21 protein-coding genes are annotated in these 25,167 nt (G+C 73.8%); 11 read left to right on the forward strand and 10 right to left on the reverse strand.

What is annotated here, in order from left to right:
* The first annotated feature begins 1 nt into the window (after position 1).
* From ACFV57_RS06315 to ACFV57_RS06325, 3 genes are all read left to right on the forward strand, one after another.
* Positions 2-733, forward strand: coding sequence for a GAF and ANTAR domain-containing protein (locus ACFV57_RS06315; protein WP_385226283.1), 732 nt, complete (start codon positions 2-4; stop codon positions 731-733).
* Positions 734-888: 155 nt separating this feature from the next.
* Positions 889-2,235, forward strand: a complete 1,347-nt coding sequence (locus tag ACFV57_RS06320) for a hypothetical protein (protein ID WP_385226285.1) — start codon at positions 889-891, stop codon at positions 2,233-2,235.
* On the forward strand, positions 2,232-2,936 hold the full coding sequence (locus ACFV57_RS06325; RefSeq protein ID WP_385226287.1) for a hypothetical protein: 705 nt from the start codon (positions 2,232-2,234) through the stop codon (positions 2,934-2,936). The genes ACFV57_RS06320 and ACFV57_RS06325 overlap by 4 nt, the downstream gene beginning before the upstream one ends.
* Here the strand turns inward: ACFV57_RS06325 and ACFV57_RS06330 are convergent.
* Complete coding sequence (locus tag ACFV57_RS06330; RefSeq protein ID WP_385226289.1) at positions 2,855-5,281, reverse strand: ATP-binding protein; 2,427 nt, start codon at positions 5,279-5,281, stop codon at positions 2,855-2,857. The genes ACFV57_RS06325 and ACFV57_RS06330 overlap by 82 nt on opposite strands.
* A gap of 225 nt (positions 5,282-5,506) precedes the next feature.
* On the opposite strand from ACFV57_RS06330, the gene ACFV57_RS06335 reads away from it, so the two are divergent.
* Entirely contained in the window at positions 5,507-8,674 is a 3,168-nt protein-coding gene (locus ACFV57_RS06335) for a BTAD domain-containing putative transcriptional regulator (RefSeq protein WP_385226291.1), read from the forward strand.
* 330 nt (positions 8,675-9,004) lie between these two features.
* Here the strand turns inward: ACFV57_RS06335 and ACFV57_RS06340 are convergent, their stop codons facing one another.
* Complete coding sequence (locus ACFV57_RS06340; RefSeq protein ID WP_385226293.1) at positions 9,005-9,964, reverse strand: LysR family transcriptional regulator; 960 nt, start codon at positions 9,962-9,964, stop codon at positions 9,005-9,007.
* Between the two features lie 224 nt (positions 9,965-10,188).
* On the opposite strand from ACFV57_RS06340, the gene snpA reads away from it, so the two are divergent.
* Complete coding sequence (gene snpA, locus ACFV57_RS06345) at positions 10,189-10,836, forward strand: snapalysin (protein ID WP_385226295.1); 648 nt, start codon at positions 10,189-10,191, stop codon at positions 10,834-10,836.
* 180 nt (positions 10,837-11,016) lie between these two features.
* Here snpA and ACFV57_RS06350 read toward each other — a convergent pair whose 3' ends face one another.
* The 6 genes from ACFV57_RS06350 to ACFV57_RS06375 all read right to left on the reverse strand — a co-directional run bounded on the left by ACFV57_RS06350 (position 11,017) and on the right by ACFV57_RS06375 (position 14,328).
* Complete coding sequence (locus tag ACFV57_RS06350; protein WP_385226297.1) at positions 11,017-11,562, reverse strand: hypothetical protein; 546 nt, start codon at positions 11,560-11,562, stop codon at positions 11,017-11,019.
* Between the two features lie 25 nt (positions 11,563-11,587).
* On the reverse strand, positions 11,588-12,331 hold the full coding sequence (locus ACFV57_RS06355; protein ID WP_385226299.1) for an ANTAR domain-containing protein: 744 nt from the start codon (positions 12,329-12,331) through the stop codon (positions 11,588-11,590).
* Positions 12,332-12,453: 122 nt separating this feature from the next.
* Entirely contained in the window at positions 12,454-12,813 is a 360-nt protein-coding gene (locus tag ACFV57_RS06360) for an STAS domain-containing protein (RefSeq protein WP_385226301.1), read from the reverse strand.
* Between the two features lie 212 nt (positions 12,814-13,025).
* Positions 13,026-13,400, reverse strand: coding sequence for a fluoride efflux transporter CrcB (gene crcB, locus ACFV57_RS06365; protein ID WP_385226303.1), 375 nt, complete (start codon positions 13,398-13,400; stop codon positions 13,026-13,028).
* The gene (locus tag ACFV57_RS06370) at positions 13,397-13,804 is read right to left on the reverse strand and encodes a DUF190 domain-containing protein (protein WP_385226305.1); all 408 of its coding nucleotides are present in this window, start codon (positions 13,802-13,804) and stop codon (positions 13,397-13,399) included. Before ACFV57_RS06370 ends, crcB begins: the two co-directional genes overlap by 4 nt.
* The gene (locus tag ACFV57_RS06375; protein ID WP_385226307.1) at positions 13,801-14,328 is read right to left on the reverse strand and encodes a fluoride efflux transporter FluC; all 528 of its coding nucleotides are present in this window, start codon (positions 14,326-14,328) and stop codon (positions 13,801-13,803) included. The genes ACFV57_RS06370 and ACFV57_RS06375 overlap by 4 nt, the downstream gene beginning before the upstream one ends.
* A gap of 215 nt (positions 14,329-14,543) precedes the next feature.
* Here ACFV57_RS06375 and ACFV57_RS06380 point away from each other — a divergent pair, with 215 nt between their 5' ends.
* From ACFV57_RS06380 to ACFV57_RS06390, 3 genes are all read left to right on the forward strand, one after another.
* Complete coding sequence (locus ACFV57_RS06380; RefSeq protein WP_385226309.1) at positions 14,544-15,278, forward strand: FadR/GntR family transcriptional regulator; 735 nt, start codon at positions 14,544-14,546, stop codon at positions 15,276-15,278.
* 22 nt (positions 15,279-15,300) lie between these two features.
* On the forward strand, positions 15,301-16,590 hold the full coding sequence (locus tag ACFV57_RS06385) for a CynX/NimT family MFS transporter (protein ID WP_385226311.1): 1,290 nt from the start codon (positions 15,301-15,303) through the stop codon (positions 16,588-16,590).
* Positions 16,591-16,701: 111 nt separating this feature from the next.
* Entirely contained in the window at positions 16,702-17,832 is a 1,131-nt protein-coding gene (locus ACFV57_RS06390) for a magnesium and cobalt transport protein CorA (RefSeq protein WP_385226503.1), read from the forward strand.
* Positions 17,833-17,857: 25 nt separating this feature from the next.
* On the opposite strand, the gene ACFV57_RS06395 is transcribed toward ACFV57_RS06390, so the two are convergent.
* Positions 17,858-19,231: an FAD-dependent monooxygenase gene (locus tag ACFV57_RS06395; RefSeq protein WP_385226313.1), complete on the reverse strand. Its 1,374-nt coding sequence runs from the start codon at positions 19,229-19,231 to the stop codon at positions 17,858-17,860.
* Between the two features lie 76 nt (positions 19,232-19,307).
* Here ACFV57_RS06395 and ACFV57_RS06400 point away from each other — a divergent pair, with 76 nt between their 5' ends.
* The gene (locus ACFV57_RS06400) at positions 19,308-19,892 is read left to right on the forward strand and encodes a TetR/AcrR family transcriptional regulator (RefSeq protein ID WP_385226315.1); all 585 of its coding nucleotides are present in this window, start codon (positions 19,308-19,310) and stop codon (positions 19,890-19,892) included.
* Between the two features lie 72 nt (positions 19,893-19,964).
* Here ACFV57_RS06400 and ACFV57_RS06405 read toward each other — a convergent pair whose 3' ends face one another.
* A complete protein-coding gene (locus ACFV57_RS06405) occupies positions 19,965-21,536 on the reverse strand; it encodes an MFS transporter (protein ID WP_385226317.1) in 1,572 nt (523 codons plus the stop codon).
* 136 nt (positions 21,537-21,672) lie between these two features.
* Here ACFV57_RS06405 and ACFV57_RS06410 point away from each other — a divergent pair, with 136 nt between their 5' ends.
* Both ACFV57_RS06410 and ACFV57_RS06415 read left to right on the forward strand, forming a co-directional pair.
* Positions 21,673-22,665 carry a helix-turn-helix transcriptional regulator gene (locus ACFV57_RS06410; protein ID WP_385226319.1) on the forward strand — a complete coding sequence of 331 codons (993 nt, stop codon included), beginning with the start codon at positions 21,673-21,675 and terminating at the stop codon, positions 22,663-22,665.
* A gap of 84 nt (positions 22,666-22,749) precedes the next feature.
* The gene (locus ACFV57_RS06415; RefSeq protein WP_385226321.1) at positions 22,750-25,032 is read left to right on the forward strand and encodes a heavy metal translocating P-type ATPase; all 2,283 of its coding nucleotides are present in this window, start codon (positions 22,750-22,752) and stop codon (positions 25,030-25,032) included.
* Positions 25,033-25,167 lie beyond the last annotated feature (135 nt).

Below are 25,167 nucleotides of genomic sequence, written 5' to 3' on the forward strand. Positions count from 1 at the left end.
CATGACCACCGCTCCGCATCACCTCGCGTCCGTGTTCGTGGAGCTGGCCGGCGGCGGCGCGCCGGAGCCGCCCGGCGTGCCGGCCCTGCTGGCACGGCTCACCCGGTGCAGCAGAGAACTCCTCGCCGTACGGGCCACCGCGGTCGCCTTCGCCCCCGGAGCCCGGGACGCCCCTCAAGTGGCGGCGTCCGACACCCACGTGCGACGCCTCGAACAGGAGTCGGCCGCCTGGAAGGAGGGCCCGGGACCCACCTGCCGCCGTACCGGCAGGACCCTGACCGGTACGGCCCTGACCGGGGCGATGGCCCGCCAGCGCTGGCCGCGCTACGCGCCCCGCGCGCTCGAACTGGGCTGCACCCACGCCGCCGCCCTGCCGATACGGGGTCACTCCGGGCCGGTCGGCGCCCTGGTCCTGCTCGCCACCCGCGAGACCCCGCTGACCGGTGACCTGATGGCGCTGGGCCAGTCGCTGGCGGACTTCGCCGCCGTGACGCTGCTGCGCGAGCACGAGGTCGAGGCCGGCCGCGCCCTGGCCGCGCAGCTGGAACACGCCCTGGCCAACCGGATCGTCATCGAACAGGCCAAAGGGGCGCTGACCGCCCGGCACGCCCTCTCCCCCGACGCCGCCTTCACCGTGCTGCGCGGCTACGCCCGCTCCCACCAGCGGCTGCTGACCGAGGTGGCCCGTGAGGTGGTCGAGGGCCGGCTCGACCCGGGACAGCCGCGGAAGTGAGGGGCCGGGGAGCGCACCGCAGGTGTTGCGGGTTTCCCTGACCTGCTCTGCAAGGGTTCGTCAAGGCCGCCGCAAGGAGTCCGCCGCGGCGGCCGGGCAGCTCCTTCGCGTACGGAATCCGACCGAGGATTCGACGCGAACATGGGGGAGTTGAGATGTCCGTCACGGACCTCACGGCAACGACCGGCCGGGCGCCACGCGTTCCGGACCGCGACACCGCGCACCGGCGCCACCCGGCGCGCACCGGCCCGGCACGGCAGCACGCCGTGCGCCGCGACCCGGGCCAGTGGCCGACGGTCACCGACACCAAGCGGGTGCTGGCGATCGTGCACACCGAGGTGTACGGCAGGCGGCTGCTGGACCTGCTGCCGCTGCTGGAGTCCGAACTGCGGGTCGAGGTGGCCTTCACCATCCCGCCGCACGCCTTCAACGAGGGCGCGGAACGCCTGCTGCGCGCCCTGGGCGCCGCCGTCGTCCCCTGGGAGACGGCCGTCCGCACCGACTACGACCTGGCACTGGCCGCCGGGTCGCAGGGCATGGAGCAGGTACGGGCGCCACTGATCCGGATCTCGCACGGCGCCGGGCACCTGTCCCTGGCCCGGGTGGCCGACGGGGTACGGCCCGGGGAGGGGCGCGGCCCCGGCGGCCTCACGGGGCGCCGCTATCTGATGTGGGGCGGCGAGGTGGTGCCCAGGGCGGTGGCACTGGCCCACCGCGACGACCTGACGGAGCTGGCGCGCTGGTGCCCGGAGGCGCTGCCGGCCGCCGAGGTGGTGGGCGACCCGTGCCACGACCGCATCCGCGCGAGCCTGCCGCTGCGCCGCCGCTACCGGGCGGCGCTGGGCCTGCGGCGCGGCCGGAAGCTGGTGCTGGTGACCTCCACCTGGGGTCAGCGCTCGGCCTTCAACCGGCTGGACGCGCTGCTGCCCCGGCTGGCCGAACTGCCGCGCGACACCTACCGTACGGCGCTGCTGGTGCACCCCAACGTCTGGTCGCGCTACGGGCACTGGCAGCTGCGCGCCTGGCTGGCCGGGTGCCGGCGGGCGGGTCTGCACGTGCTGCCGCCGGAGGCCGACTGGCGGCCGCCGCTGATCGCCGCCGACTGGATCGTCGGTGACTACGGGTCGGTGACGCTGTACGGGGCGATGACCGGCGCGCCCATCCTGCTGAACCGCTTTCCGCACCGGGACGCCAATCCGGCCTCGCCCGGGGTGGAGCTGGCGCTGACCGCTCCGGCGCTGTCCCCGGCCCATCCGCTGGAGGCCCAGCTGCGGTACGCGGCCGAGGAGTACCGGCCCGAGGACTACGCGCGGATCGCGGCGCGCATCACCTCCGAGCCCGGCCGCTGCCACCGTAACTTCCGCCGTCTGATGTACCGCGTGCTCGGCCTCGGCCAGCCGGCCTGCCCGGCGTCGACGCCGCCGCTGCCGATGCCGGCGCCGCTGGACCCGGCGGCAGCTCAGGGGCGCTTCGGCTCCGGGGACGCGGAGGTGTCCGCGTGAGCGCGGATGGGCGGCCGGGGGTCGCGCGGACCGCCGTCGCGGTGATTCCGGGCGTGGTGACGGGCTCGGAAGTGGCGCATCCGGGAGCGGCGCATCCGGAGGTGGCCCATCCGGAGGTGGCGTCGGTGCTGGTGGAGCTGGTTCTGGTGGGGCGCCCGGTGGCGGTGGCTCTGGTGGGAACACCGCAGCGTACGTACGTGGTGGTGATCGGTGACGCGGCCGCGCCCGGTACACCGCCCGGCCCGGCGTACGACGGAGACGACGCATACGCCGGGTACGACGGCTGCGGAGAGCTGCTCGCCGTCGACCTGGACCGCTGCCCGGACGAGCAACGGCGTTCGTGCGCGGACGCGTTGCACGGCAGCGGTCCGGAGCCGGCCGTGCTGACGCTGCGGCGCCACCCCGGCGCCCTCGTCGTCGTCCGGCGCCGATCGGCCCGTACGGCGGAGGCGGTGGTCCGCGACGGCACCCGGCTGGCCGTGACCGCGACCGGCTCCGAGCCGGCCGGCCGGCGGGAGCTGCGGCTGCTCGCGTCGCTGCTGCACGGCTGGCTGGCGGAGGGGCTGCCGGTGGAGGCGCTGCGGTCGGTGCGGTTCCTCGGAGCGCGGCACGGGCCCGGTCAGGGGTTGTCGTCCGGTGACGCCAGGTTCCGGATACGTTCCTCCAGGCGCCGGGCGTCGCTCGGGCTGAGCGGGAGGTAGCGGGCCAGGGAGGCGTCGTAGCGGTCGCGGGCCGCCGCGGCGTCTCCCCGGTCCTCGGCGGTCTGGCCCAGCATCTCCACGACCCGGGCCTGCCAGTGGAGCGAGCCGGTGGCGCCGAACTCCTCCAGCGCCTGCCGCAGCAGGCGTTCGGCGGTGGGGTGATCGCCTATGGCCTCGTGCGCGTGGGCCCGGCCGAGGTGGGCCAGGGCCCGCGCCGCGTCGTACGGGTCGGGGACGTCCAGCAGGTCGGCGCGTGCCCGGGTGAGCAGGCTGCGCGCCTGCTGCGGGCGGCCGGTGGCGAGGGCGACATCGCCCAGGCACAGCCGGGAGAGGGCCGCGCCGCGGTCGTGGCCGATGGCTTCCCGTAGCTCCAGGGCCTCGGCGAACAGCGACTCGGCCCGCTGCAGCCGGCCGGCCAGCCGGTGGGTCTGGCCCAGACCGTGCAGTGCCTGGGCCTCGGCCCGCCGGTCCCCCGCGCCCCGCGCGTCCTCCAGGGCCTCGGTGAACCACACGATCGCCTCGTCCAGCTGTCCGGCGTTGTAGAGGCCGCTGCCCCCGGTGGTGAGCATCCGGCTCACGCCCTCCGGTTGCCCCGCGCGCCGGGCGGCGTCGAGGCCGGTCCGGTGGGCCTCGATCCACAGGTCGTACGGGCGCAGCCGCAGGAAGAACGGCTGGAGGGAGTCGACGAGCTGCCAGGCGAGGGCGTGCCAGGAGCGGTCGGCGGCGGTGCGTACGGCGTCCATGAGCTGCCGGTGCCAGGTGTCGAGCCAGCGCAGCGCGGCGTCGGCGTCCTCGAAGGCGAGGGGCCGCCCGGGGTATTCGTAGTCGCGGCGGAGTGCGCGGTGGGTGGGCGACAGGAGGGCGCGGGCGGCCGTGGCGGTGGCCAGATACCACTCCAGGGCCCGCCGCACGGCCCGTTCCCGTACGGCGACGGTCTCCTCCCGTTCCGCGCACTGCGCGGCGTGCAGCCGTACGAGGTCGTGGAAGCGGAAGCGGTCCGCGTCGGTGACGGGGTCGGGGCTCAGCTCCTCCAGCAGGTGCGCCTCGGCCAGTTCGTCGAGGAGGAGTTCGGCCCGGGACGGCGGGACCGCGCAGGCCGCCGCCGCGAGCGGGCCGGTCAGGACGGTCAGCGGGGGCAGCGCGAGCAGGTGGTAGGCGCGGGCGGTGGCGGGCGGCAGACAGCGGTAGGACTCGTCCAGCGCCGACCGCACGGCGCGCTCGCCGCCGAGGTGCAGCGCCTCCAGCGGCCCGGTCTCCTGCGTCATCGCGTCGGCGAGGGCGGCGACGGTCTGCCGGGGGCGGGCGGCCATCCGGGCCGCCGCCACGCACACGGCGAGCGGCAGCCCGGCGCACAGGGCCACCAGTGCGCGGGCGGCCGCCGGCTCCCGGTCGACGCGGTCGCCGCCGACCCGGCGGCCGAGCAGTTCGACGGCCGCGCCCGGGTCGAGGGTGCCGAGCTGGTGGAAGACCGCGCCGTCCACGCCCAGACCGGTCAGCCGGCTGCGGCCCGCCGCCACCACCAGGCTGCCGGTCGCGGCGGGCAGCAGCGTACGGACCTGGGCGGCGCTGACCGCGTTGTCGAGCATGACCGCGATGCGCAGCCCGGCGGTCAGCGTCCGCCACAGCGCCGCCTGTTCCGCGGTCTCCGCCGGAACCTGCGCGACCCCGAGAGCGCGGAGGAACTGCCCGAGGATCTCGCCCGGCCGCACCGGGCCGCCGGGCGCGTGGCCGCCGAGGTCCGCGTACAGCTGGCCGTCCGGGTAGTGCTCGCCCAGACCCCACAGCCAGCGCGAGACCAGGGTGGTCTTGCCCACTCCGGCCGGGCCGGTGACGGCGATGAGCAGCGGACCGGCGGGGAGGTGGCCGGCCCGCAGGGCGTCGAGGGCCTGGAGGTCGGCGGTGCGGTCGGTGAAGTGGGGCGGGGTGCCGAGGAGCTGGCGGGGTACGGGGCGCGGTGCGGCGGCGGGCCGGAGGTGGACGTCGCCGTGGATCGCGCCCGCCTGGACCACGAGGCCGGTGATGGCGGAGGAACCCTGGATGACATTGGCCCGGTGACTGGCATCCGGTGCCGCTTCCGCGGGGTCGGCGACGCGGTCCCGTAATGCCGCCAGATATTCGGCGAGCGCCGGATATTCCCGGGCGAGGTCGGTGATCCGGATGGCCAGCCGGTGAATGCGGGCCGGGTCATCCGGTGCCGTTCCGGTGGCCGCCGGGAGGTCCGCGAGGGCGTTTTCCGTGGCGGGGAGGGCCGCGCGGAGTCCGGCGGCCACCGCCCGCCATTCCGCGGGCCGGCGCGCCGCCCCGGCCAGGACCGCGGCCAGTTCCTCGACCGTCATCGGCACCATTCCCGCCGCCTCCCCCGCGAATTCCCGAACCCTCGTCCCCGGGAACCGGTGAACGACCGGTGGGGGAGGACTACCCGCGTCGTCGGAAAATCAGGCCCGTGGCCCACTTCACCGGCATATTCCGGCCACCGCGCAGGATCAAGGAACGGTCTCTGGTGAGCGCAGGTGACGGCGTGTCATTCTTTATCGCAAGGCAGCGGGGCGTACCGGAGAGAAGGTTCGCTCGTGCACGTCGACATCCGGGTTCTGGGCCCCGTGGACATCCGGCTGAACGGCCGCCCCGATCCGCTGGGCTCGCTCAAGGAACGGTCCCTGCTCGCCGCGCTGGCGTGGGACGCGGGCCGGCCGGTGCCGCTCGACACGCTCATCGCGCGCCTGTGGGACGACCACCCGCCCGCGAAGGCCCGCGCCGGACTGCACTCGTACGCCGCGCGGCTCCGCGGCCGGCTGCGCGCGGGCGGCCAGAGCGCCGCGCTCACCCAGCAGGCCCACGCCTACACCCTCGACGTCGAGCCCGGCCGGGTCGACTGCCACCGCTTCCGTGACCTGCTCGCCCGCGCCCGCGCGCTGGTGGACGCGGGCGACGACTCCGGCGCGCTCGCCGTGTTCGGAGAGGCGGAGACGCTGTGGCGTGGCGAACCGCTCTGCGGGCTGTACGGGGTCTGGGCCGAGGGCGTACGGGCCCGGCTGACCGAGCACCGCCTGGCCGCCACGCTGCGCCGGATCTCCATCGAACTGCACCGGGGCCGGTTCGCCGAACTGACCGCCGAACTGACCGCACTGTGGGAGCAGCACCCCACGGACGAGGACCTGGTGGCCCAGCTGATGATCGCGAACTACGGCTGCGGGCGGCAGGCCGACGCCCTTCGCGCATACGAGACGATCCGCCGCAGGCTCGGCGAGGAACTGGGCACCGACCCCGGCGAGGCGCTGACCCGCGTCCACCGGCACATCCTCGACGGCGCCCCGGCCGGCCGGCTGCTCACCCGCCGCGAGCCACCGGGCTCCACGGCCGCCGCACCGGGCGCGGTGGCCGCGCCGGTGCCCGACAACCTGCCCAGCCACGGTGAACTGGTCGGCCGCGAGGCAGAACTGCGCGTTCTGACCGCCCCCGTACGGGACGGCGCGGTCATCGCCCTCCAGGCGATCTCCGGCATGGGCGGCGTCGGCAAGTCGCTGCTGGCCGTGCACCTGGCCCACCGGCTCAAGGAGCGCTACCCGGACGGCCGGATCTACCTCGACCTGTGCGCCCACGCGCCCGGCCGCCCGCCGCTGACCCCGCAGGCGGCCCTGTCCGCGCTGCTGCGCGTCCTCGGCATCCCGGCCGAGGGCATCCCGCGCGGGCTGGACGAGCTGACGTCCCTGTGGCGCTCCCTGCTGAGCGGCCGGCGCACCGTGCTCGTCCTGGACGACGCGGCCGGCCCGGAGCAGGTCCGGCCGCTGCTCCCGGTCGGCTCCCCCTCGCTGACGGTCGTCACGAGCCGCCGCCGGATGGCCGGTGTGCCCGGGGTGCGGCCGGTCTTCCTGGACGTGCTGCCGTTCGAGGACGCCGCCGCGCTCTTCGTCCGGCTGGTCGGGCCGGAGCGCGCCGGAGATCCCGGCGAGGTGTCCGCCGTCGTACGGCTCTGCGGGCGCCTGCCGCTGGCCGTCGAACTGGCGGCGGGGCGGCTGGTCTCCCGCCCCTCCTGGACCACCGCCCACCTCATCCGGCGGCTGTCCCGCGGCCACGGCCGGCTCGGCGAGATCCGCGACGTCTACCGGGACATCGCGCGCGTCTTCGAGATGTCGTACCACACCCTCGACGACGAGCAGCGCACGGTCTTCCGGCTGCTCGCCCTGCACCCCGGCCCGCAGTTCGGGCCGCACGCCGCCGCCGCGCTGACCGGACTGCCCCTGGCTGCGGCGGAGCGGATCGTCGAGACGCTGCTGGACGCGCACCTCGTCCAGGAGCCGGAGGCGGACCGCTACCAGTACCACGACCTGATCGCCGAGTACGCGCTCACGCTGGCCGCCGGGGACCCGCCGGAGGTGCGCGAGGCGGCGCTGCACCGGCTGTCCGCGTTCTACCTCTGCGCGGCGGACCGGGCGGACCGGCTGGTCAACCCGCGGCGCCCGCGCCTGGACATCCCGTACCCGGCCGACCCCGAGCTGCTGCCGCGGTGGAGCGGCCCCCAGGAGGCCAGGGACTGGCTGGCGGCGGAGCACCAGGCGCTGTTCGCCGCCGAGCAGCACGCCCGTACGCACGGGGCGCCGTGCCGCGCGGCCTGGTTCGGGCACGTCCTCGCCGGCTTCCTGGACACCGAGGGCCACTGGGCCGAGGCCGAACACATCCACCGGCACGCGGCGCTGTACTGGCAGCAGTGCCGGGACCGGCGCGCGGAGGCCCGCGCGCAGACGGACCTGAGCACCACGCACGCGCACGCCGCCCGCTACGCGCAGGCCGAGGCGGCCGGCCGCCGGGCGCTGGAGCTGGCGCGCGCGGTGGCCGACACGGAGGCCGAGGCGGAGGCGCTGCATCAGCTGGGCGTACTGCACTGGCACCGGGGCGAATACCGCTCGATGCTCACCATGCAGCGCGCGGCGCTCGACCTGCGGAGGAAATCCGGGGACGGCTGGCATCAGGCGCGCAGCACCAACAACCTCGGGATCGCCCATTTGCACCTGGGCGACCACGCCGCCGCGGCGCACCATTTCCGACAGGCACTGGCCATGTTCCGCGAGATCGGCGACAAACGCGGTGAAACCCAGTCGCTGAACAATCTCGCGGAATCCCAATTACACACAGGCGAACAGGAAGCGGCACGGGCGTCCTTCAAACAGGCACTCGCGATCTCCCTGGAATCGGGCAGCCGGTCCGAACAGGCGATCGCGCGGATCAATCTCGCCTCCACCTTCCGCATGCCGGAGGAACTCGACGAGGCACTCGCGCTCTACGCCGAGGCACTGCGTTCCTTCCAGCAGCTGGGCGACCGCCGGAACGAGACCATCACCTTCATCAACACCGCAAATGCGCTACGCGAATCCGGAGAATTCACGGCGGCCGCGCAGCGTTACGAAAGCGCGCTGGAACGGTCCCGTGCCATCGGCGCGGGCCTGGAGGAGGCGCAGGCGCTGCGCGGCCTGGGCACCACGGGCCACCGGCTCGGACTGCTGGAACAGGCCGCCGTGCACCTGGAGATGGCACTGAGTGTCGCCTGCCGGATCGGCTCCCCGGAGGAGGAGGCCCGCTCCTGCGACGCGCTCGCCGAACTCCATGTCGCGTCCGGGGACCGGGAAAAGGCGCGAGCGTTGTGGCGGGTCGCGCTGGACGCGTTCGAACGCCTCGACATGTTCGAATTCCGTCGCCTGGAGAGGCGAATGTTCGAGGTAGGGTGCATCGATCTACGCGAATAGACTTTGCGAAGTCTTGCTCGGTGGACAGAATTTGACAATGATCGTGCCTGACTGTTGAGTGACGCCTCACGTAAGCAAACGCGTCACCAGACAGTAGAAGGCCGAACAAACTTGTTCAGTAACGAACTTCCGGCGACCGTTCCTGTCGTCGACCCAGCGCCACCGCACGCCGAAGTACGCAAGGTACCTCAGCACGACCCCGCAGAATTCCGCAACGGGTCCATATGGACACCCATCGAGTTCACCAATGAACCGAATCGACCGTATTCAGGGAGGGTGTGCATGCCCAGCCGGACGGACTGACCGCCGGCCCCGGCCCGCCCCCGCCCCTCACGACCCGATCGGCAACGGCCCGTCATGCCGTACGAGCCACTCGCGGTAGGCCGTGCTCTCCCAGGCCACTTCCATGTACGAGGCGGTCAGGTCGGCGAACAGGGCGTCGGCGGGCGCGGCCGGGGCCGCGCCGGGGCGGTGGGCCATGAAGAGGCGGACGGCCAGCGGGTCGCCGCGCAGCGGGCGGACGGCCATGCCGTACCGGGGCCGGGAGGTCGGCTGGCAGGGGGTGACCACCTCGCCCGCCGCGACCAGGTCGGCCGCGGTGAGATAGTCCCCGTGCACCACCCGGGGGTCCAGGCCCGCCGCCGCGAAGACCCGGCGCAGCCCGGTCCACTCGCCGTCCACCGACGGGTCGACCATCCACTGGTCCCCGGCCAGCTCGGCGAGCTCGACGACCGGGTGGCGGGCCGCCGGGTGGTCGGCGGGCAGCGCGACGAACTGCGGCTCGCGGGCGATCAGTTCGCGCTCCACGAGCCCGTCGGGCCGGCGTAGCGGCGCGCCCTCCACCTCGTGGACGAAGGCGACGTCGAGCTGGCCCATCGCGACCATCTGGAGCAGCGCGTTGGCGGACACGTCGATGCGGATGGTGGTGTCGGTGTCGGGCAGCCGGGCCCGCAGCCGCCGCAGCCAGCCCGCCACGGCCCGGCTGCTGGTGCTGCCGAGGCTCAGCCGCGAGCCGCCGGACCGCAGGGAGGCGGCGGCGATCTCGTCGACCAGTGCCCGCATGTCGGCCACTATCGGGCGGGCCCGGCTCAGCACCGAGTGCCCCAGCGGCGTCGGGCTGCTGCCGGTCCGCTCGCGGAAGAACAACTGGCCGCCCAGGGCGTTCTCGATGCGGCGGAGCTGGGTCGTCAGGGAAGGCTGGGTCATGCCCAGCTGCCGGGCCGCCTTGCGTACGCTGCCGGCGTCGGCGATCGCACACAGCGCACGAAGGTGCCTCACTTCGAGCTCCACGACCGGAGCATAACGACGTTTGCGCACGTCACACCAGACTCCTCGGGCACGCTTGGGGCATTTTCGTCGCGGGGGTATCACCTGGTGCTATCGCCACCTGGCATCTCCGCGCCCCGGATGATCTCGAACAGACTCTCCGGCACCAAGAGTTCATCCGCAGGGCCCCGGCCGCCGCCCCACACTGCGGCCGTACGGCTCCTCGGACGATAAGGAGTCCCCCCACCATGAGATCTCCCAAGATGGCGCTGTCGGCAGCTCTCGGCCTGGGCCTCGTCGCCACACTGGCCGCCACCTCCCCCGCTACGGCGGCCTCCGTCTCCGACGCCCCCCGAACCCACCGGGTCACGGCCGCCGCGTACGTCGGTTCGGCCGCCGAGAAGGCCGACACCAAGGCGTTCTTCGAGGCCGTCATGAAGTCGGTCAAGGCCAAGCAGAAGGCCCACCCGGGCCTGAAGGCCGTCACCGTCACCTATGACGCGAGCGCGGCCCCGACGTTCAAGAGCCAGATAGCCGCGAGCGCAAGCATCTGGAACGGCGCGGTGCAGAACGTCAAGCTCCAGGAAGGCAGCGGCGGCGACTTCCAGTACCGCGAGGGCAACGACGCGCGCGGCTCGTACGCCAGCACCGACGGCCACGGCAAGGGCTTCGTCTTCCTGGACTACAAGCAGAACCAGGAGTACGACTCGACCCGGGTGACCACGCACGAGACCGGCCACGTGCTGGGCCTGCCGGACCACTACGAGGGTCCGTGCAGCGAGCTGATGTCCGGCGGCGGCCCCGGCCCGTCCTGCACCAACTCCCAGCCGGACCAGACCGAGCGGTCCAAGGTGGACCAGCTCTGGGCCAACGGCCTCAAGGGCGTACGCCCCTGACGGGTCCGTCCCCCGGCAGGTCCGGTAAGGCGTGACAACGCCACGGACCCGGGAAACTACGGTGCGCGAGCGCCGCGGTCCGACAGCGCCTACGCGCGCGGCGGGCTCTTCGGAGCCCTGCCGCGCGCGTACGCGTTCCGCGCCGCGCGCCCGGCGCCCTTCGTACCGTTGCGCCGTGCGTCAGTGCGCCAGCGCCCTGCTCCACGCCTCCAGTTCCGGTTCTCCGTCGTCGGACCGGCGCAGCCGTCCCGTCGGCTGCCAGCCCCAGGCCCGCACCGCGGAGCGGGCCGCGCCGTTCGCCGTCTCGACCAGGGTGACCACCATCGTGGCGTTGCTGCGCAGCAGCAGCGTCTCCTGGAGCCGGGTGGCGACGTGGCCGCGCCGGTGCGCGGGCAGCACCATCAGCTCGGCGACGACGAACACCCGGCCGGACGCGGTCAGTTCCTCCAGCTCACGGGGCACCTGCCCGTTGAAGCCCTGCCACCACCGGCCGTCGCGCTCGGCGGGAAAGCCGTAGGCGCAGCCGACCAGCGACGGGTCGCTGGCGATCACCATCTCGAATCCGGGGCGCTGGATGTGCTCGGCGAACCGCCGCAGAAAGGCCCCCCGTCCGCGGAACTCCTCGCCCGAGGGGCCACGGTACGCCTCGACGTACAGGTCGGCGACGGCCTCGCGTTGTGCCTCGGCCTGCCACCTGGTCAGGCGCCGTAAGAAGACTTCTGCCATGCGGTCCTCCACAGGGTCCAGGGAATCACCTTCGGTTGAGGAAGTACTCCTTGACAAGGCCGCTGTCGAGCGTGCCTTCGACGACCTCGCGGGCCAGGTCGGGCAGCCGGCGGCGGTGGGAGCGCGCATAGGACCGGAAGATCTCGAACGCCTCGTCCACGCTCGTGGCCCAGCGTTCGGCGAGCATCCCCTTGGCCTGCTCGATGACGACGCGCGAGCTGAGCGCGTGCTGGAGCTGGGCGCGCTCGACGTGGCTGCGTTCCAGGCTCCGCTGCTGTATGACGGCAACGGCCAGCAGGTCGGCCAGCGAGCGGACGAACGCGGTGTCCCGCTCGCCGAGCGGTGCGGAGGTGGTGGAGAAGAGAGCGAGGACGCCGACGGTGCGGGAGCGCAGGCTCATCGGTACGGCGTGCGCGGTCACGTAGCCGCGTCCCCGGGCGAGGGCGGTGAACCGCGGCCAGCGCGCGGCGGTGTGCGGGTCGGACAGGGCGATGTCGGTCAGGGCCGCGCCGCTGCGGTAGCAGTCGGCGCACGGGCTGCGGCCGTCCTGCGGGCCGGCCGGGTCCGGCAGGCGGGCGGTGTCGCCGGCCGCCGCGACCACGTGCAGTTCGTCGTGCGCGTCGGCCAGGAGCACGGCGGCGGCGTCGGCGCCGAGCAGGTCGGCACAGTACACGGTCATGCCGCACAGCAGCTCCGCGGTGTCGAAGTCGCCGACCAGTCCCTCCGGCAGGTCCGCCCAGGTCTGTGCCGGGCTTTCGTCCCGGGCCATGGAAATCATCCCTCTCCGCCGTCGGCCGGTCGTGGCCCGTGTCCATCGTCGCTCGGATCGCAGCCGCACGGCTACTATGCCTCCGGCAAAGCTCCAGCGGGAGACCGCCGACACCGCCCGCCTCACGGCGAGCAGTTCGCCATCTGGTCGCAGCGCGCGTCCCGTACGCTCGCGTAGCGGGGGAACCGGTCGGTCAGCCGTGTCGCCCTCAGCAGCGTGGCGATGCCGCGCTGGGCGTGCACGACCCGCAGCCAGCCGCCCTGCTCGGCGGCCCAGCGCTCGGCGTCGCACAGCTCTCGCAGCCCGGAACAGTCCATGAAGGTCACCGCTTTGAGGTCGACGATCACCCGGGGCGATCCGGTGGCGCGGCTGTGGCCCTGGCGCAGCAGATTGCGAAAGCGCGGCGCCGTCATGAGGTCCAACTCCCCTTCGGGCCGCACTACTTTGATCCTGCTCGCGCCGATCCGACGGTGGAAGTCCATAGCGATCCCGCCCCTGCAATCAAACATGCACGCACTGACTGGTCTTCGTGCGAACCGGGGTCCGGGGCACCGCGCCACCAGCGTATTCCGGGTGTAAGCCGAGCGGCGGTGAAGAAAGGTTCCGTTCGAAAGTCGGCCCCAATCGTTCACCCGTACGGGTGTTGCGTCGTACGTGCGAGCCCACCCGGCTCGTCCGGTCACGCCCGTACCGCTCAGGGCCACAGCGTCCGTGCGAGAACCACACCGGCGAACACCGCGCCGAGGCCCGCGGCGACGCTCGCCACCACGTTGGCCACGGCGTGCCGGCGCGCCCCGTCGGCGGCCAGCCGCAGCGTCTCGTACGAGAAGGTCGAGTACGTCGTCAGCGCCCCGCACAGGCCCGTACCGAGCAGGAGGTAGAGGTGCGAGGAGGCCGCGCCCGCCGCCACCGCGCCGGTGACCAGGCCCAGCACCAGCGAGCCCGCGACGTTCACCACGAACGTGCCCCAGGGGAAGACGGTGTCGTGCCGGGACTGCACGAAACGGTCGGTCAGGAAACGCAGCGGCGCACCGACCATCGCGCCGGCCACCACGAACAGCCAGTTCACCGGGTGCTGCCCCCGTCCGTCCCGGCGCCGCCGCCGTCCTCGTCCGGCCGCGCGGCGGTGTCCCCGTCCGTCCGGCCCTCGTAGCGGACGGCCTCGCAGGGGTCGAGGGTCACCAGGCCTCCCGTGACCAGCTCGTCCAGCTGCGGCAGGAAGTCCCGTACCCGCTCCTCGGTGTCCACGACGACCACCGCGACGGGCAGGTCCTCGCTCAGCGACAGCAGCCGCTGGGTGTGGACGAGGGAGGAGGCACCGAAGCCCTCGATGCCGCGGAAGACGCTCGCGCCCGCGAGGCCTGCGGCGCGGGCGCGGTGCACGATCTCCGCGTACAGCGGCCTGTGGTGCCAGGTGTCGCACTCGCCGACGACGATCGTCAGGCGCAGCGCCGGTCCGGTGAGCCGGGTCATGCGGATCGCCGCCCTCGTCCGCGCCGGGTCAGTACGTACCGGGTGCCGGCCAGCGCGGCCCAGGCCGCCGTCAGCGCGCCGAGCAGGGTGGCCGCCAGGCAGGCCACGGCGAGGGCCGGCTGCCCGGTGGCCGTCAGGTGCTCGATGTCCACCGCGTACGTGGAGAAGGTGGTGAAGCCGCCGAGGATTCCGGTGCCGAGGAACGGGCGCAGCAGCCGGTGCGGCGATCCCCGCTCGGTGATCAGCGCCATCAGGGCGCCCATCAGCGCGCAGCCGACGACGTTGACCAGGAGGGTGGTGGCGGGGAAGGTTCCGGGGGCGGTGGGCCACAGGAGACCGGCGCCGTAGCGGGCGGCGGCGCCGATGCCGCCGCCGATCGACACCGCGCCGACGACGGGCCACTGGCCCTGCCAGGGTGCCGGCGGCCGCGGGCCGGCCGGGATTTTCGCCGGGGGCCCGGTGGTGTGCGGGGCGGCGGGGCCGGGTGTGGCGGCCGTGAGCGGGCGGGGGGCTCCGGTGCTCATACGTCTCCTACTCGCGCGGTGCGTGCGTGCTGCGTTCCGCTCTGCAAGCAGGGACCGTTGGCGGCCTCGGACGGCCGCGGTTGGGGTCCGGCGGGCCCCACCGCCGGGCGGTGATCCGCGGATCACCGGCGCCCTCAGATTAACCCCGGGCGTTTGACACCGCCAAACATGGGATGTTCCCATCACCGGTGGAATCGAGAGGGAGGACGGCGTCCATGCCGCTGCGCAGCACCGCCCGCACCAGCCTGGTGGACCTGGTCATCGAGCAGATGGAACGGCTGATCACCGACGGCGAGTGGGAGGTCGGCGGGAAGATCCCCGCCGAACCCGTCCTCGTCGAGACGCTGGACGTGGGCCGCAACACCGTCCGCGAGGCGGTCCGGGCCCTCGTGCACACCGGGATGCTGGAGCCGCGCCAGGGCGACGGGACGTACGTACGGGCCAACAGCGACCTCGGCGCGGCGGTGCAGCGCCGGCTTCGCCGGGCCGCCGACCTGGAGGCGTACGAGGTCCGCGCCTCCCTGGAACGCGACGCGGCCCGCTACGCGGCGCTGCGCCGCACCGACGAGGACCTGGCGGCACTGCGGTCCGCGCTCGCCGAGCGGGACCGCGCCTGGGGGGACAGCGATGTCACCGCGTTCATCGACGCGGACATGCGCTTCCACCGGACCGTCGCCGCGGCAGCGCACAACAGCGTCCTCGCGGACCTGTACGAGCACTTCAGCGACGCGCTGCGGGCCACCCTCCAGGCCGTCATCCGCAGGCCGCTGCCCGATTCCGTACGCCATCAGTTCGACGCGCACACCGCCATCGTCGACGCCATCGAGGCCCGGGACCCGGACGCCGCCGAACAGGCCGCGCTGGCCCACCTGACCGAGGCCATGGACGCGCTGCGCGCGCCGCGGCCGGACGACGACGGCGCCCCGGCGGCGGACGCGCCGGCACACTGAGCAAGCCCAGGAGAAGAGCACCATGCAAGACGACGGACGGGCCGCCACCCTGAGCGCCCCCGGCACCGGCGGCGCCACCCGGCCGGACGCACCCGCCGGGGACACCGCCCCGCGCACCCCGCCTTCGGGCGCCACCGGGCGCCGCGCCCTCTACCTGGCCGCGGGCGTCATCCTGCTCGCGCTCAACCTGCGCCCCGCGCTCGTCGCCGTGTCCCCGCTGGCGGGCACCATCCGCGACGAGAGCGGCATGTCGGCCGCGGCCACCAGCCTGCTGACCGCGCTGCCGCTGCTCTGCTTCGGCCTGCTCGCGCCGGTCGCGCCGCGGCTCGGCCGGCGCTTCGGCATGGAGCGCTCGCTGCTCGGCACCATGGTGCTGATCTGCGCGGGTACGGCGCTGCGGCTGCTGGACTCGGTGGTCGCGCTGTTCGCCGGGACGGTCGTCATCGGCGCGGGCATAGCCGTGGCCAACGTGCTGCTGCCCGGCCTGATCAAGCGGGACTTCGCGGCCAGGTCCGGGCTGATGACCGGGCTGTACTCGATGTCGCTGTTCGGCGGCGCGGCCCTGGCGGCCGGGGTCACCGTGCCGGTGCAGCGCGCCGCCGGGCTGAGCTGGCAGGCCACGCTGGCGTGCTGGGGCTCGCTGGCGGTCATCGCGCTGGTGGTGTGGCTGCCGCAGACCCGCAGCCGTACGCGCACCTCGGCGGCCACCGCCCGGGAAGCGGCCCACCCCGTACGCGGTCTGTGGCGCTCCCCGCTGGCCTGGCAGGTCACCGCGTACATGGGCCTGCAGTCGCTCAGCTACTACGCGGCGGCCGCCTGGCTGCCGACCATGCTCACCGACGCCGGGATGAGCGCGGGCGACGCGGGCTGGATGCTGTCGTTCTCCTCGCTGCTGGGCATCGCGGGCTCCTTCCTGGCGCCGGTGATCGTCGGGCGGCGGCTGTCGGCGGGCGCGCTGGCCGCACTCGGGGCGGTGCTCTGCGCGGCCGGGTTCGCGGGGATGCTGGCCGCGCCGGCCGGCGGCGCGTACGTGTGGATGACGCTGCTGGGCCTCGGCCAGGGCGCGGCCATCAGCCTGGCCCTGCTGTTCATCGTGCAGCGCGCGCCGGACATCCGGCACACCGCGCAGCTGTCCAGCATGGCGCAGTGCTTCGGGTACATCCTGGCGGCCACCGGGCCCGCGGTGCTGGGCGCCGTGCACGACGTCTCGGGCGGCTGGGTGGTGCCGGTGGCCGTGCTGCTGGCCCTGCTCGTCCCGCAGGTGGCGGCGGGCCTGGGTGCCGCGCGTCCGCGTCATGTCGCGGGCCGCTGAAGCCGGTAGGTACGCGACGGAGCGGGAGAATCCGCTCGGGCGGGAGGTGCGCGGAGCCGCCGCGACGCCTCCCGCCCCGTGGCGCGGCCGGGCCATACTGGTGCCGTGTCGGTGATCAGCAACCTCCGTAAAGCGGTCCGCCTGCCCCAGCAGCGGCGCCGTGGTGTCGACCTCAGCCACCCGGCGCGGTCGCCGCTGGGCACCGCCGTGGTCAACTGCGCGGTCTACGAGAACGGCGTGCGCCAGCCCGGCGACCACCCCGCCGAGGACGCCGTCCGCCGGGTCCGCGAATCGGGCAGCGGCTTCGTCTGGATCGGGCTGCACGAGCCGTCGGAGAAGGAGTTCGCCGGCGTCGTCGAGCTGTTCGGGCTGCATCCGCTGGCCGTCGAGGACGCGGTGCACGCGCACCAGCGGCCGAAGCTGGAGCGCTACGACGGCTCGCTGTTCACGGTGTTCAAGACGGTCTGTTATGTGGACCACGACCGGCTCACCGAGACCAGCGAGGTGGTGAACACCGGCGAGATCATGGTCTTCACCGGCGCCGACTTCGTCATCACCGTGCGGCACGGCGGCCATGGCTCGCTCGGCCCGCTGCGCGAGCAGCTGGAGGCGGAGCCGGAGCAGCTGGCCATCGGCCCGTCCGCCGTGCTGCACGCCATCGCGGACCTGGTCGTGGACGACTATCTGGACGTCGCGGCGGCCGTGCAGGACGACATCGACGACGTCGAGAGCGGGGTCTTCGCCCAGAGCCCGCGCCGCGTCCCCGGCGGGGAGCGCCGCCGCGGCGCCAAGGGCTCCGGCACCGACGCGGGCCGGATCTACCAGCTCAAGCGGGAACTCCTGGAGCTGAAGCGGGCGGTGGCACCGCTGGCCCGCCCCCTGCACGCCCTGGCCACCCAGCCGATGGCGCTGGTGGACCCGCACATCACCACGTACTTCCGGGACGTGTCGGACCACCTGGAGCGGGTGACCGAGCAGATCACCGCCTTCGACGAACTGCTCAACTCCATACTCCAGGCGCACCTCGCACAGGTGACCGTGGCGCAGAACGAGGACATGCGGCGGATCAGCGCCTGGGTGGCGATCCTCGCCGTGCCGACCATGGTGTGCGGCGTCTACGGCATGAACTTCGAGCACATGCCGGAGAAGCACTGGACGTTCGGCTATCCGCTGGTCATGGCCGTCACGCTCACGCTCTGCTTCCTCATCCACCGCGGCTTCAAGCGCAACGGATGGCTGTAGGGCGGGTGGCGGGGCCGCCGGCCGCTCAGGCCAGGTAGCCGTCGGGGCGTATCAGTACGGTGTCGCCCGGCGCGGCAGCGTAGGCGGCGAAGGCGTGGCCCTCGGCGTCGGTCACATACCGTCCGGCGCCGGGCTGTCGGCCGGGGCGCAGCACGGCGTAGGCGTGGTCCTCGTCCGGGGCGGGCGCGCCGAAGACCAGCCGGGTGAAGTGCGGGCCGCGGAAGAGGTCGAAGAGGCGGACGCGCCTGCCGTCCGCGTCCCGCAGCGGGGCGTCCGGGGCGCGGTCGCCGGTGACGAGGGGGCCGGTGGCGTCCGGGGCGCGGTAGGTGATGTCGAGGCCGAAGCCCTCCTCGCCGCGCTTGTGCGCGTCCGCCGCTCCCTTGGCGTACTTGTCCAGCAGCTCGGTGCTGACGCCGAGGACGCGGGCCGCGACCGCCCGCCGCTCGGTCTCGTAGGTGTCGAGCGCGGTCTCGGCGGCCAGCTTCCAGCCCAGGTTGTAGGCGTCCTGCACGCCCGTGTTGAGGCCCTGGCCGCCGGTCGGCGGGTGGACGTGCGCGGCGTCGCCGGCCAGGAAGACGCGCCCCACCCGGTACCGCTCGGCCAGCCGTACGTTCGGCCGCCACACCGTCGACCAGCCGTGTCCGGTCAGGCGCACACCGGACGAGAACCGGTCGAGGGCGGCCTGCATCGTCTCCAGGGAGGCGTCGTCGCCCTCGTCGAGGCGCGAGATGAACTGGAACCGGCCGGTGCCGGGCAGCGGGGTCAGCGCGGTGCCCCGTACCGGGTCGTCCGCCGCGGCGAACCAGTGGCCGAGCGTGGGGTCGAGGCCGGGCGCGGACACGTCGCCGACCAGCACGCGGAAGGACTCGTCGGTGGTGCCGGGGAAGGCCACCCCGATCGCCTTGCGGACCACGCTGGCGCCGCCGTCGGCGCCGACGAGGTAGTCGTACCGGTCCGTCTCACCGGTGGCGAACCGCGCGGTCACCCCGTCCGTGTCCTGCTCCAGCCCGACCAGTTCGGTCGCCTGCTCGACGCGTACGCCGAACTCCAGCAGCCGGGCCCGCAGGATCTCCTCGGTCTGCGACTGGCCGAGCACCCACGCGTTCGGATACGGCACGCCCGGGGTCGGCTCGCGCGGCTCGGTCATCCGGCGCTCGCCCACGAAACGGCCGTCGAGGTGCACGCGGAGCGGCACCTGCGGCGCCCCCGCGGCCCGTACGGCGGCGAGCACGCCGAGGTCGTCGAAGACCTCCAGCGTGCGCGGCTGGAGGCCGTCGCCCCGGGAGCCGTCGAAGAACGCGGTCGCCTTGTCGACGACCCGCACTTCGACGCCGCGCCGGGCCAGCTCGATGCCCAGCGTCAGGCCGGTCGGTCCGCCGCCCACCACGAGAATCCGCATGATGAATCTCCATTCAGTGAATTTAGATTCATCTTGTGGGCTGCTAGCGTGCGCTGTCAAGAGAGCTGGAGGACACGTGAAGCGCGCGGAGCAGGCGGTCGAGACCAGGGCGGCGCTGATCGAGGCGGCCAAGCGCCTGTTCGCCGCCCGCGGCTACCTGAACACCAAGATCACCGACATCACGACGGAGGCCGGCCGGGCGGCCGGCTCCTTCTACCGCCACTTCACGAGCAAGGAAGACCTGCTCAAAGCGCTGCTGGACGAGCTGGCCGCGCTCGGCGACACCTACGCCGACGCCGCCGGACACAAGTCGGACTTCACCGACCCGGACGCGATCCGCTACCACGTGGCCGGCTACCGGCGCCTGCATCGGGAGCACGCGGCGACCATGCTCGCGCTGCGCCAGGCGGCCCTCGTCAGCGAGGACTTCGCCCGCACCCTCGACCGGTTCCGCCGCGGACAGCTCGACGACCTCGCCGACCACCTGGCACACGTACAGAACCTGCCGGCCTCCGTGGAGACCACCCTGACGCTGGTGAGCGCCATGCTGGACGCCCCCGCGCAGCTGTGGTCCGACACGTCCGAGGAAGAGGCCGTCGAGGTGACCACCCGGTTCATCTACCGCGCGCTGAACGGCACGGACTACCCGCCGCGGGCATAGGACACACCCGCCGCGGGCGCGGGGCGCGCTGCGGCGGGTGGTCCGAAGGTGCGGGCGGTCCGGCGAGTCCTGTCAGGGCACCAGGACCCGGTCCGCGTCCGCAGTCCCGTGCTCGTCCCGGGGCGTGGCGGCCTCGTCAGCTCCCCCGTCCGTACGGGACTCCCCGTCCGTACGGGACTCCTCGGCCCGGCGCGGCTCCCCGGCCGTACGCGGCTTCCCCGGCATCAGGAACAGCAGCAGGAAGATGACCACCAGGCCCGCCGCCACCCACCACAGCGAGGTGACCGTGGCGTCGACGACCGCCGCCCGCGGGTCCCGGCCGCCCGCTTCGCCGAGGACGCCGAAGAAGGCCACCGACGACAGGCCGAGTCCGAACGCCATGCCCACCTGACCGGTGGTGTTGAAGATCCCGGACGCCGATCCGGAGTGCTCGGCCGGCACCTCGGAGATGGCCGCGTCGGTGATCGGCGCGACGATCAGGCCCATGCCGCCGCCCATCAGCAGCATCGCGGGGATCATCTGCCAGGACGTCAGTTCCGTGCCGTACCGCCCGGCCTGCGCTATGTAGAGCAGCGCGCCGGACAGCATGACCAGCGCACCGGCCTGCATCACCTTGCGCCCGAAGCGCGGCACCAGCTTCTGTACGGAGATCCCGGCCGCCGCCGAGCAGGCGAGCGAGAACGGCACCCCGGTCAGCCCGGCGTGCAGCGGCTCCCATCCCAGGCCGAGCTGCATGAACAGGGTCCACACGAGGAAGAACAGGCCGGAGAGCGCGCCGAAGGTGAGCTGGACACCGGCGCCCGCGGCGAACGTCCGGAGCCTGAACAGGGAGAGTTCGACGAGCGGCGAGCCGTCCTTGCGGGCCTTGGCCCGCTCGTACCGCACGAAGACGGCCAGGACCAGCGGGCTCGCGGCCATCGACACGAACCCCCATACGGGCCAGCCCATTTCGCGGCCCTGGGTGAGGGGGAAGAGCACCATCAGGAGCGCGAGCGCGACCAGGACGGTGCCGCCGAGGTCGAGGCGCTGCGCCTGGGAGGCGCGGGACTCGGTGACGAAGCGGCGGCCGAGGAGGATACCGGCGACACCGACCGGCAGATTGATCAGGAAGATCGGCCGCCACTGGAGGCCGAGGATGTCCCACTGCGTCAGCAGCGCGCCGATCAGCGGCCCGCACACCGCGCCCAGCCCGACGACGGCGCCGAACATGCCGAAGACCTTGCCGCGTTCGTGCGCCGGGAAGGTGACATGGATGATCGCCAGCACCTGCGGCACCATCAGCGCGGCCATCGCCCCTTGCAGCACGCGCGCGGCGATCAGCATCCCCGGGTCCGCGGCGACACCGCACAGCGCGGAGGCGACGGTGAAGCCGCCCATGCCGAGCAGGAAGAGCCGGCGGCGGCCGTGGATGTCGCCGAGCCGGCCCCCGGTGATCAGGCCGACGGCGAAGGCGAGCGCATAGCCCGCGGTGATCCACTGGACGGCGCCGAACGAGGCGCCGGTGTCCCGCTGGATGCTGGGCACGGCGATGTTGACGATGGTCGCGTCCACCAGGTCCATGAAGGCGGCGGTCAGCACGACGGCGAGCGCGATCCAGCGTCTGCGGTCGGCCGCGTCGGGGGCGGTCGCGGGCGGGGTGGGCATGGTGGTCGCTCCTGATGGGTGGTGCGGTCTGCGGGTACCGGGCTGCGCCGCGGCACCGGTGGCCGCCGCGGTCATCCACACACTATGAGCCGTATAGGACAGCTCCGGTCCTACACGGACGGGCATCATCGACGGCATGAGTGAGACCTCGGCACGCCTCCTGAACCTGCTGTCCCTGCTCCAGACGCCCCGTGAATGGCCCGGCAGCGAACTGGCCGACCGTCTGCGGGTCACCACCCGCACGATCCGCCGCGACATCGAGCGGCTGCGCGACCTCGGCTATCCGGTGCACGCCACGATGGGCTCGGAGGGCGGCTACCGGCTCGCCGCCGGTGCCGCGATGCCCCCGCTGCTGCTGGACGACGAGGAGGCGGTGGCCATCGCCGTCGGGCTGCGCTCGACGGCCGGGCACACCGTCGACGGCGTGGAGGAGGCGTCCGTACGGGCCCTGGCCAAGCTGGAGCAGGTGCTGCCGGCCCGGCTGCGGCGGCGGGTGGGCACCCTGGGCACCGCCACCGTACCGATGCCCTCCGGGGACGGGCCGACCGTCGATCCGGCGCACCTGACCGTCCTGGCAGCGGCCGTCGCCAACCAGGAGCGGGTGCGCTTCACCTACCGGGCGGGCGCCGGCGCCCGCTCCAAGCGCCTGGTGGAGCCGTACCGGCTGGTGGCCGCCGGGCGCCGCTGGTATCTGGTGGCGTTCGACAACGAGCGCGAGGACTGGCGGATCTTCCGCGTGGACCGGCTGAGCGAGCCGTACCCCACGGGGGTACGCAGCACGCCGCGCGAGCTGCCCGCCGAGGATGCCGCCGCCTTCGTCACGGAGCGGATGCACGGCATGGGGCCCGGCTGCTCCGCGGAGGTCACGGTGCACGCGTCCGCCACGGAGGTCTGCGACCGGCTGGGGCGCGCGGCGGCCGCGGTGGAGCCGCTCGACGGGGAGGCGTGCCGGGTGCGCACCCGGCCGGACTCGCTGGAGTGGACGGCGTTCCGGCTGGCGATGCTGGGCTGCGAGTTCACGGTGCACGAGCCGCCGGAGCTGGCGGACTACCTGCGGCGGCTGGGCGGACGGGTACTGCGGGCGGGAGGTGCGGGTCCGGCCGTGTCGACGGATACCCGGGAGGGGTAGCCTCTATACCCCCTAGGGGTATACAGTTCAGGCAGTGGACGACGGTGACACCCCGCCGCCACCCCCGCCCCCGAAGGAGCAGCCATGACCACCACCGTCGACGAGCGCCGGATCGAGCTGGAGATCGGCGGCATGACCTGCGCCTCCTGTGCCGCCCGCGTCGAGAAGAAGCTCAACCGGATGGACGGCGTCACCGCCACCGTCAACTACGCCACGGAGAAAGCGAGGATCACGTATGCCGACGGCGCCGGTGTCGACGTCGCGGACCTGATCGCCACCGTAGAGAGAACCGGCTACACGGCCGCCGTCCCGGAGCCCCCGGCCCCCGCGCCACCGCCACCGGATTCCGGCGGGGCGCCCGCACCGGACGCGGAGCCGGGCGCCGACCCCCTCGGCCCGCTGCGGCAGCGCCTGACCGTCTCCGTGCTCCTGGCCGTGCCGGTGATCCTGATGGCGATGGTCCCGGCGCTGCAGTTCGACAACTGGCAGTGGCTGTCGCTGACCCTGGCGGCGCCGGTCGTGGCGTACGGCGCCTGGCCGTTCCACAGGGCCGCCTGGACCAACCTGCGGCACGGCACGGCCACCATGGACACCCTGGTCTCCATGGGCACGCTCGCCGCCCTCGGCTGGTCCCTGTGGGCACTGTTCTTCGGCGACGCCGGAATGCCCGGCATGACCCACCCGTTCGAGCTGACGATCGCGCGCGGCAACGGCAGCGGCAACATCTACCTGGAGGCCGCGGCCGGCGTCACCGCCTTCATCCTGGCCGGGCGCTACTTCGAGGCCCGCTCCAAGCGCCGGGCCGGCGCCGCGCTCAGGGCCCTGCTGGAGCTGGGCGCCAAGGACGTCGCGGTGCTGCGGGACGGGCGCGAGGTGCGCGTCCCGGTGGGGCAGCTCGCCGTCGGCGACCACTTCGTCGTACGGCCCGGGGAGAAGATCGCGACGGACGGCACGGTCGTGGACGGCTCGTCCGCCGTGGACGCGTCGATGCTCACCGGCGAGTCGGTGCCCGTCGAGGTCGCCCCCGGCGACCCGGTCACCGGCGCCACCGTCAACGCGGGCGGCCGGATCGTCGTCGAGGCGACCCGGATCGGCGCGGACACCCAGCTGGCCCGTATGGCGCGGCTGGTCGAGGACGCGCAGAACGGCAAGGCCGCCGCCCAGCGCCTGGCCGACCGGATCTCCGCCGTCTTCGTCCCGGTCGTCATCGCGCTGGCGCTCGGCACCCTCGGCTACTGGCTCGTCGCGGGCGAGGGCGCGGTCGCCGCGTTCACCGCCGCCGTCGCCGTACTGATCATCGCCTGCCCCTGCGCCCTGGGCCTGGCCACCCCGACCGCGCTCATGGTCGGCACCGGCCGCGGCGCCCAGCTCGGCATCCTGATCAAGGGGCCCGAGGTCCTGGAGTCCACCCGCCGCGTCGACACCGTCGTCCTGGACAAGACCGGCACCGTCACCACCGGCGCGATGACGCTCACCGGCGTCCACCTCGCCGACGGCGAGTCCGAGTCCGAGGCGCTGCGCCTGGCCGGCGCCCTGGAGCACTCCTCCGAGCACCCCATCGCCCGCGCCGTCGCCGGTGCGGCGGCCGAGCGTACGGGCGAGCTGCCGGTCCCCGAGGACTTCGCGAACGTACCGGGCCGCGGGGTCCAGGGCGTCGTCGAGGGCCACGCCGTCCTCGTCGGCCGCACCTCGCTCCTCTCGGAGTGGGCCGTCGAGCTGCCCGCCGCGCTCGCGGACGCCAAGGCCGCCGCCGAGGACGCCGGGCACACCGCGGTCGCCGTGGCCTGGGACGGGGCGGCGCGCGCCGTGCTCGTCGTCGCCGACGCGGTCAAGCCCACCAGCGCCGAGGCGATCCGGCGGCTGCGCGCCCTCGGCCTCACCCCGGTCCTGCTCACCGGCGACAACGCGGCCGTCGCCCGCTCGGTGGCCGCCGAGGTCGGCATCGACGCGGACCACGTCGTGGCGGAAGTGCTGCCCGAGGACAAGGTCGCGGTCGTCAAGCGCCTCCAGGCGGAGGGCAGGTCGGTCGCCATGGTCGGCGACGGCGTCAACGACGCGGCGGCGCTCGCCCAGGCCGACCTGGGCCTGGCGATGGGCACCGGCACGGACGCCGCCATCGAGGCCGGCGACCTGACGCTCGTACGGGGCGACCTGCGCGCCGCGGCGGACGCCATCCGCCTCGCCCGCCGTACCCTCGGCACCATCAAGGCGAACCTCTTCTGGGCCTTCGGCTACAACGTCGCCGCGCTGCCGCTGGCCGCCGCCGGGCTGCTCAACCCCATGATCGCCGGAGCCGCGATGGCGTTCTCCTCGGTCTTCGTGGTGGCCAACAGCCTCCGGCTGCGCCGCTTCAAGCCGCTCACCTGAGCGGCCGAACACCGCCCGCCGGCCCGGTACCGACAGCGACCCGCTGTACGGGCCGGGCCGGCGGCATGTGCGGGGCACGGCGCCGGCCGGGCGTACGCGCCCGACCGTACGTGGCGTTCCCTCCAGAACTCCGCT

The organism is Streptomyces sp. NPDC059788, from assembly GCF_042732265.1.
Classification (GTDB): domain Bacteria; phylum Actinomycetota; class Actinomycetes; order Streptomycetales; family Streptomycetaceae; genus Streptomyces.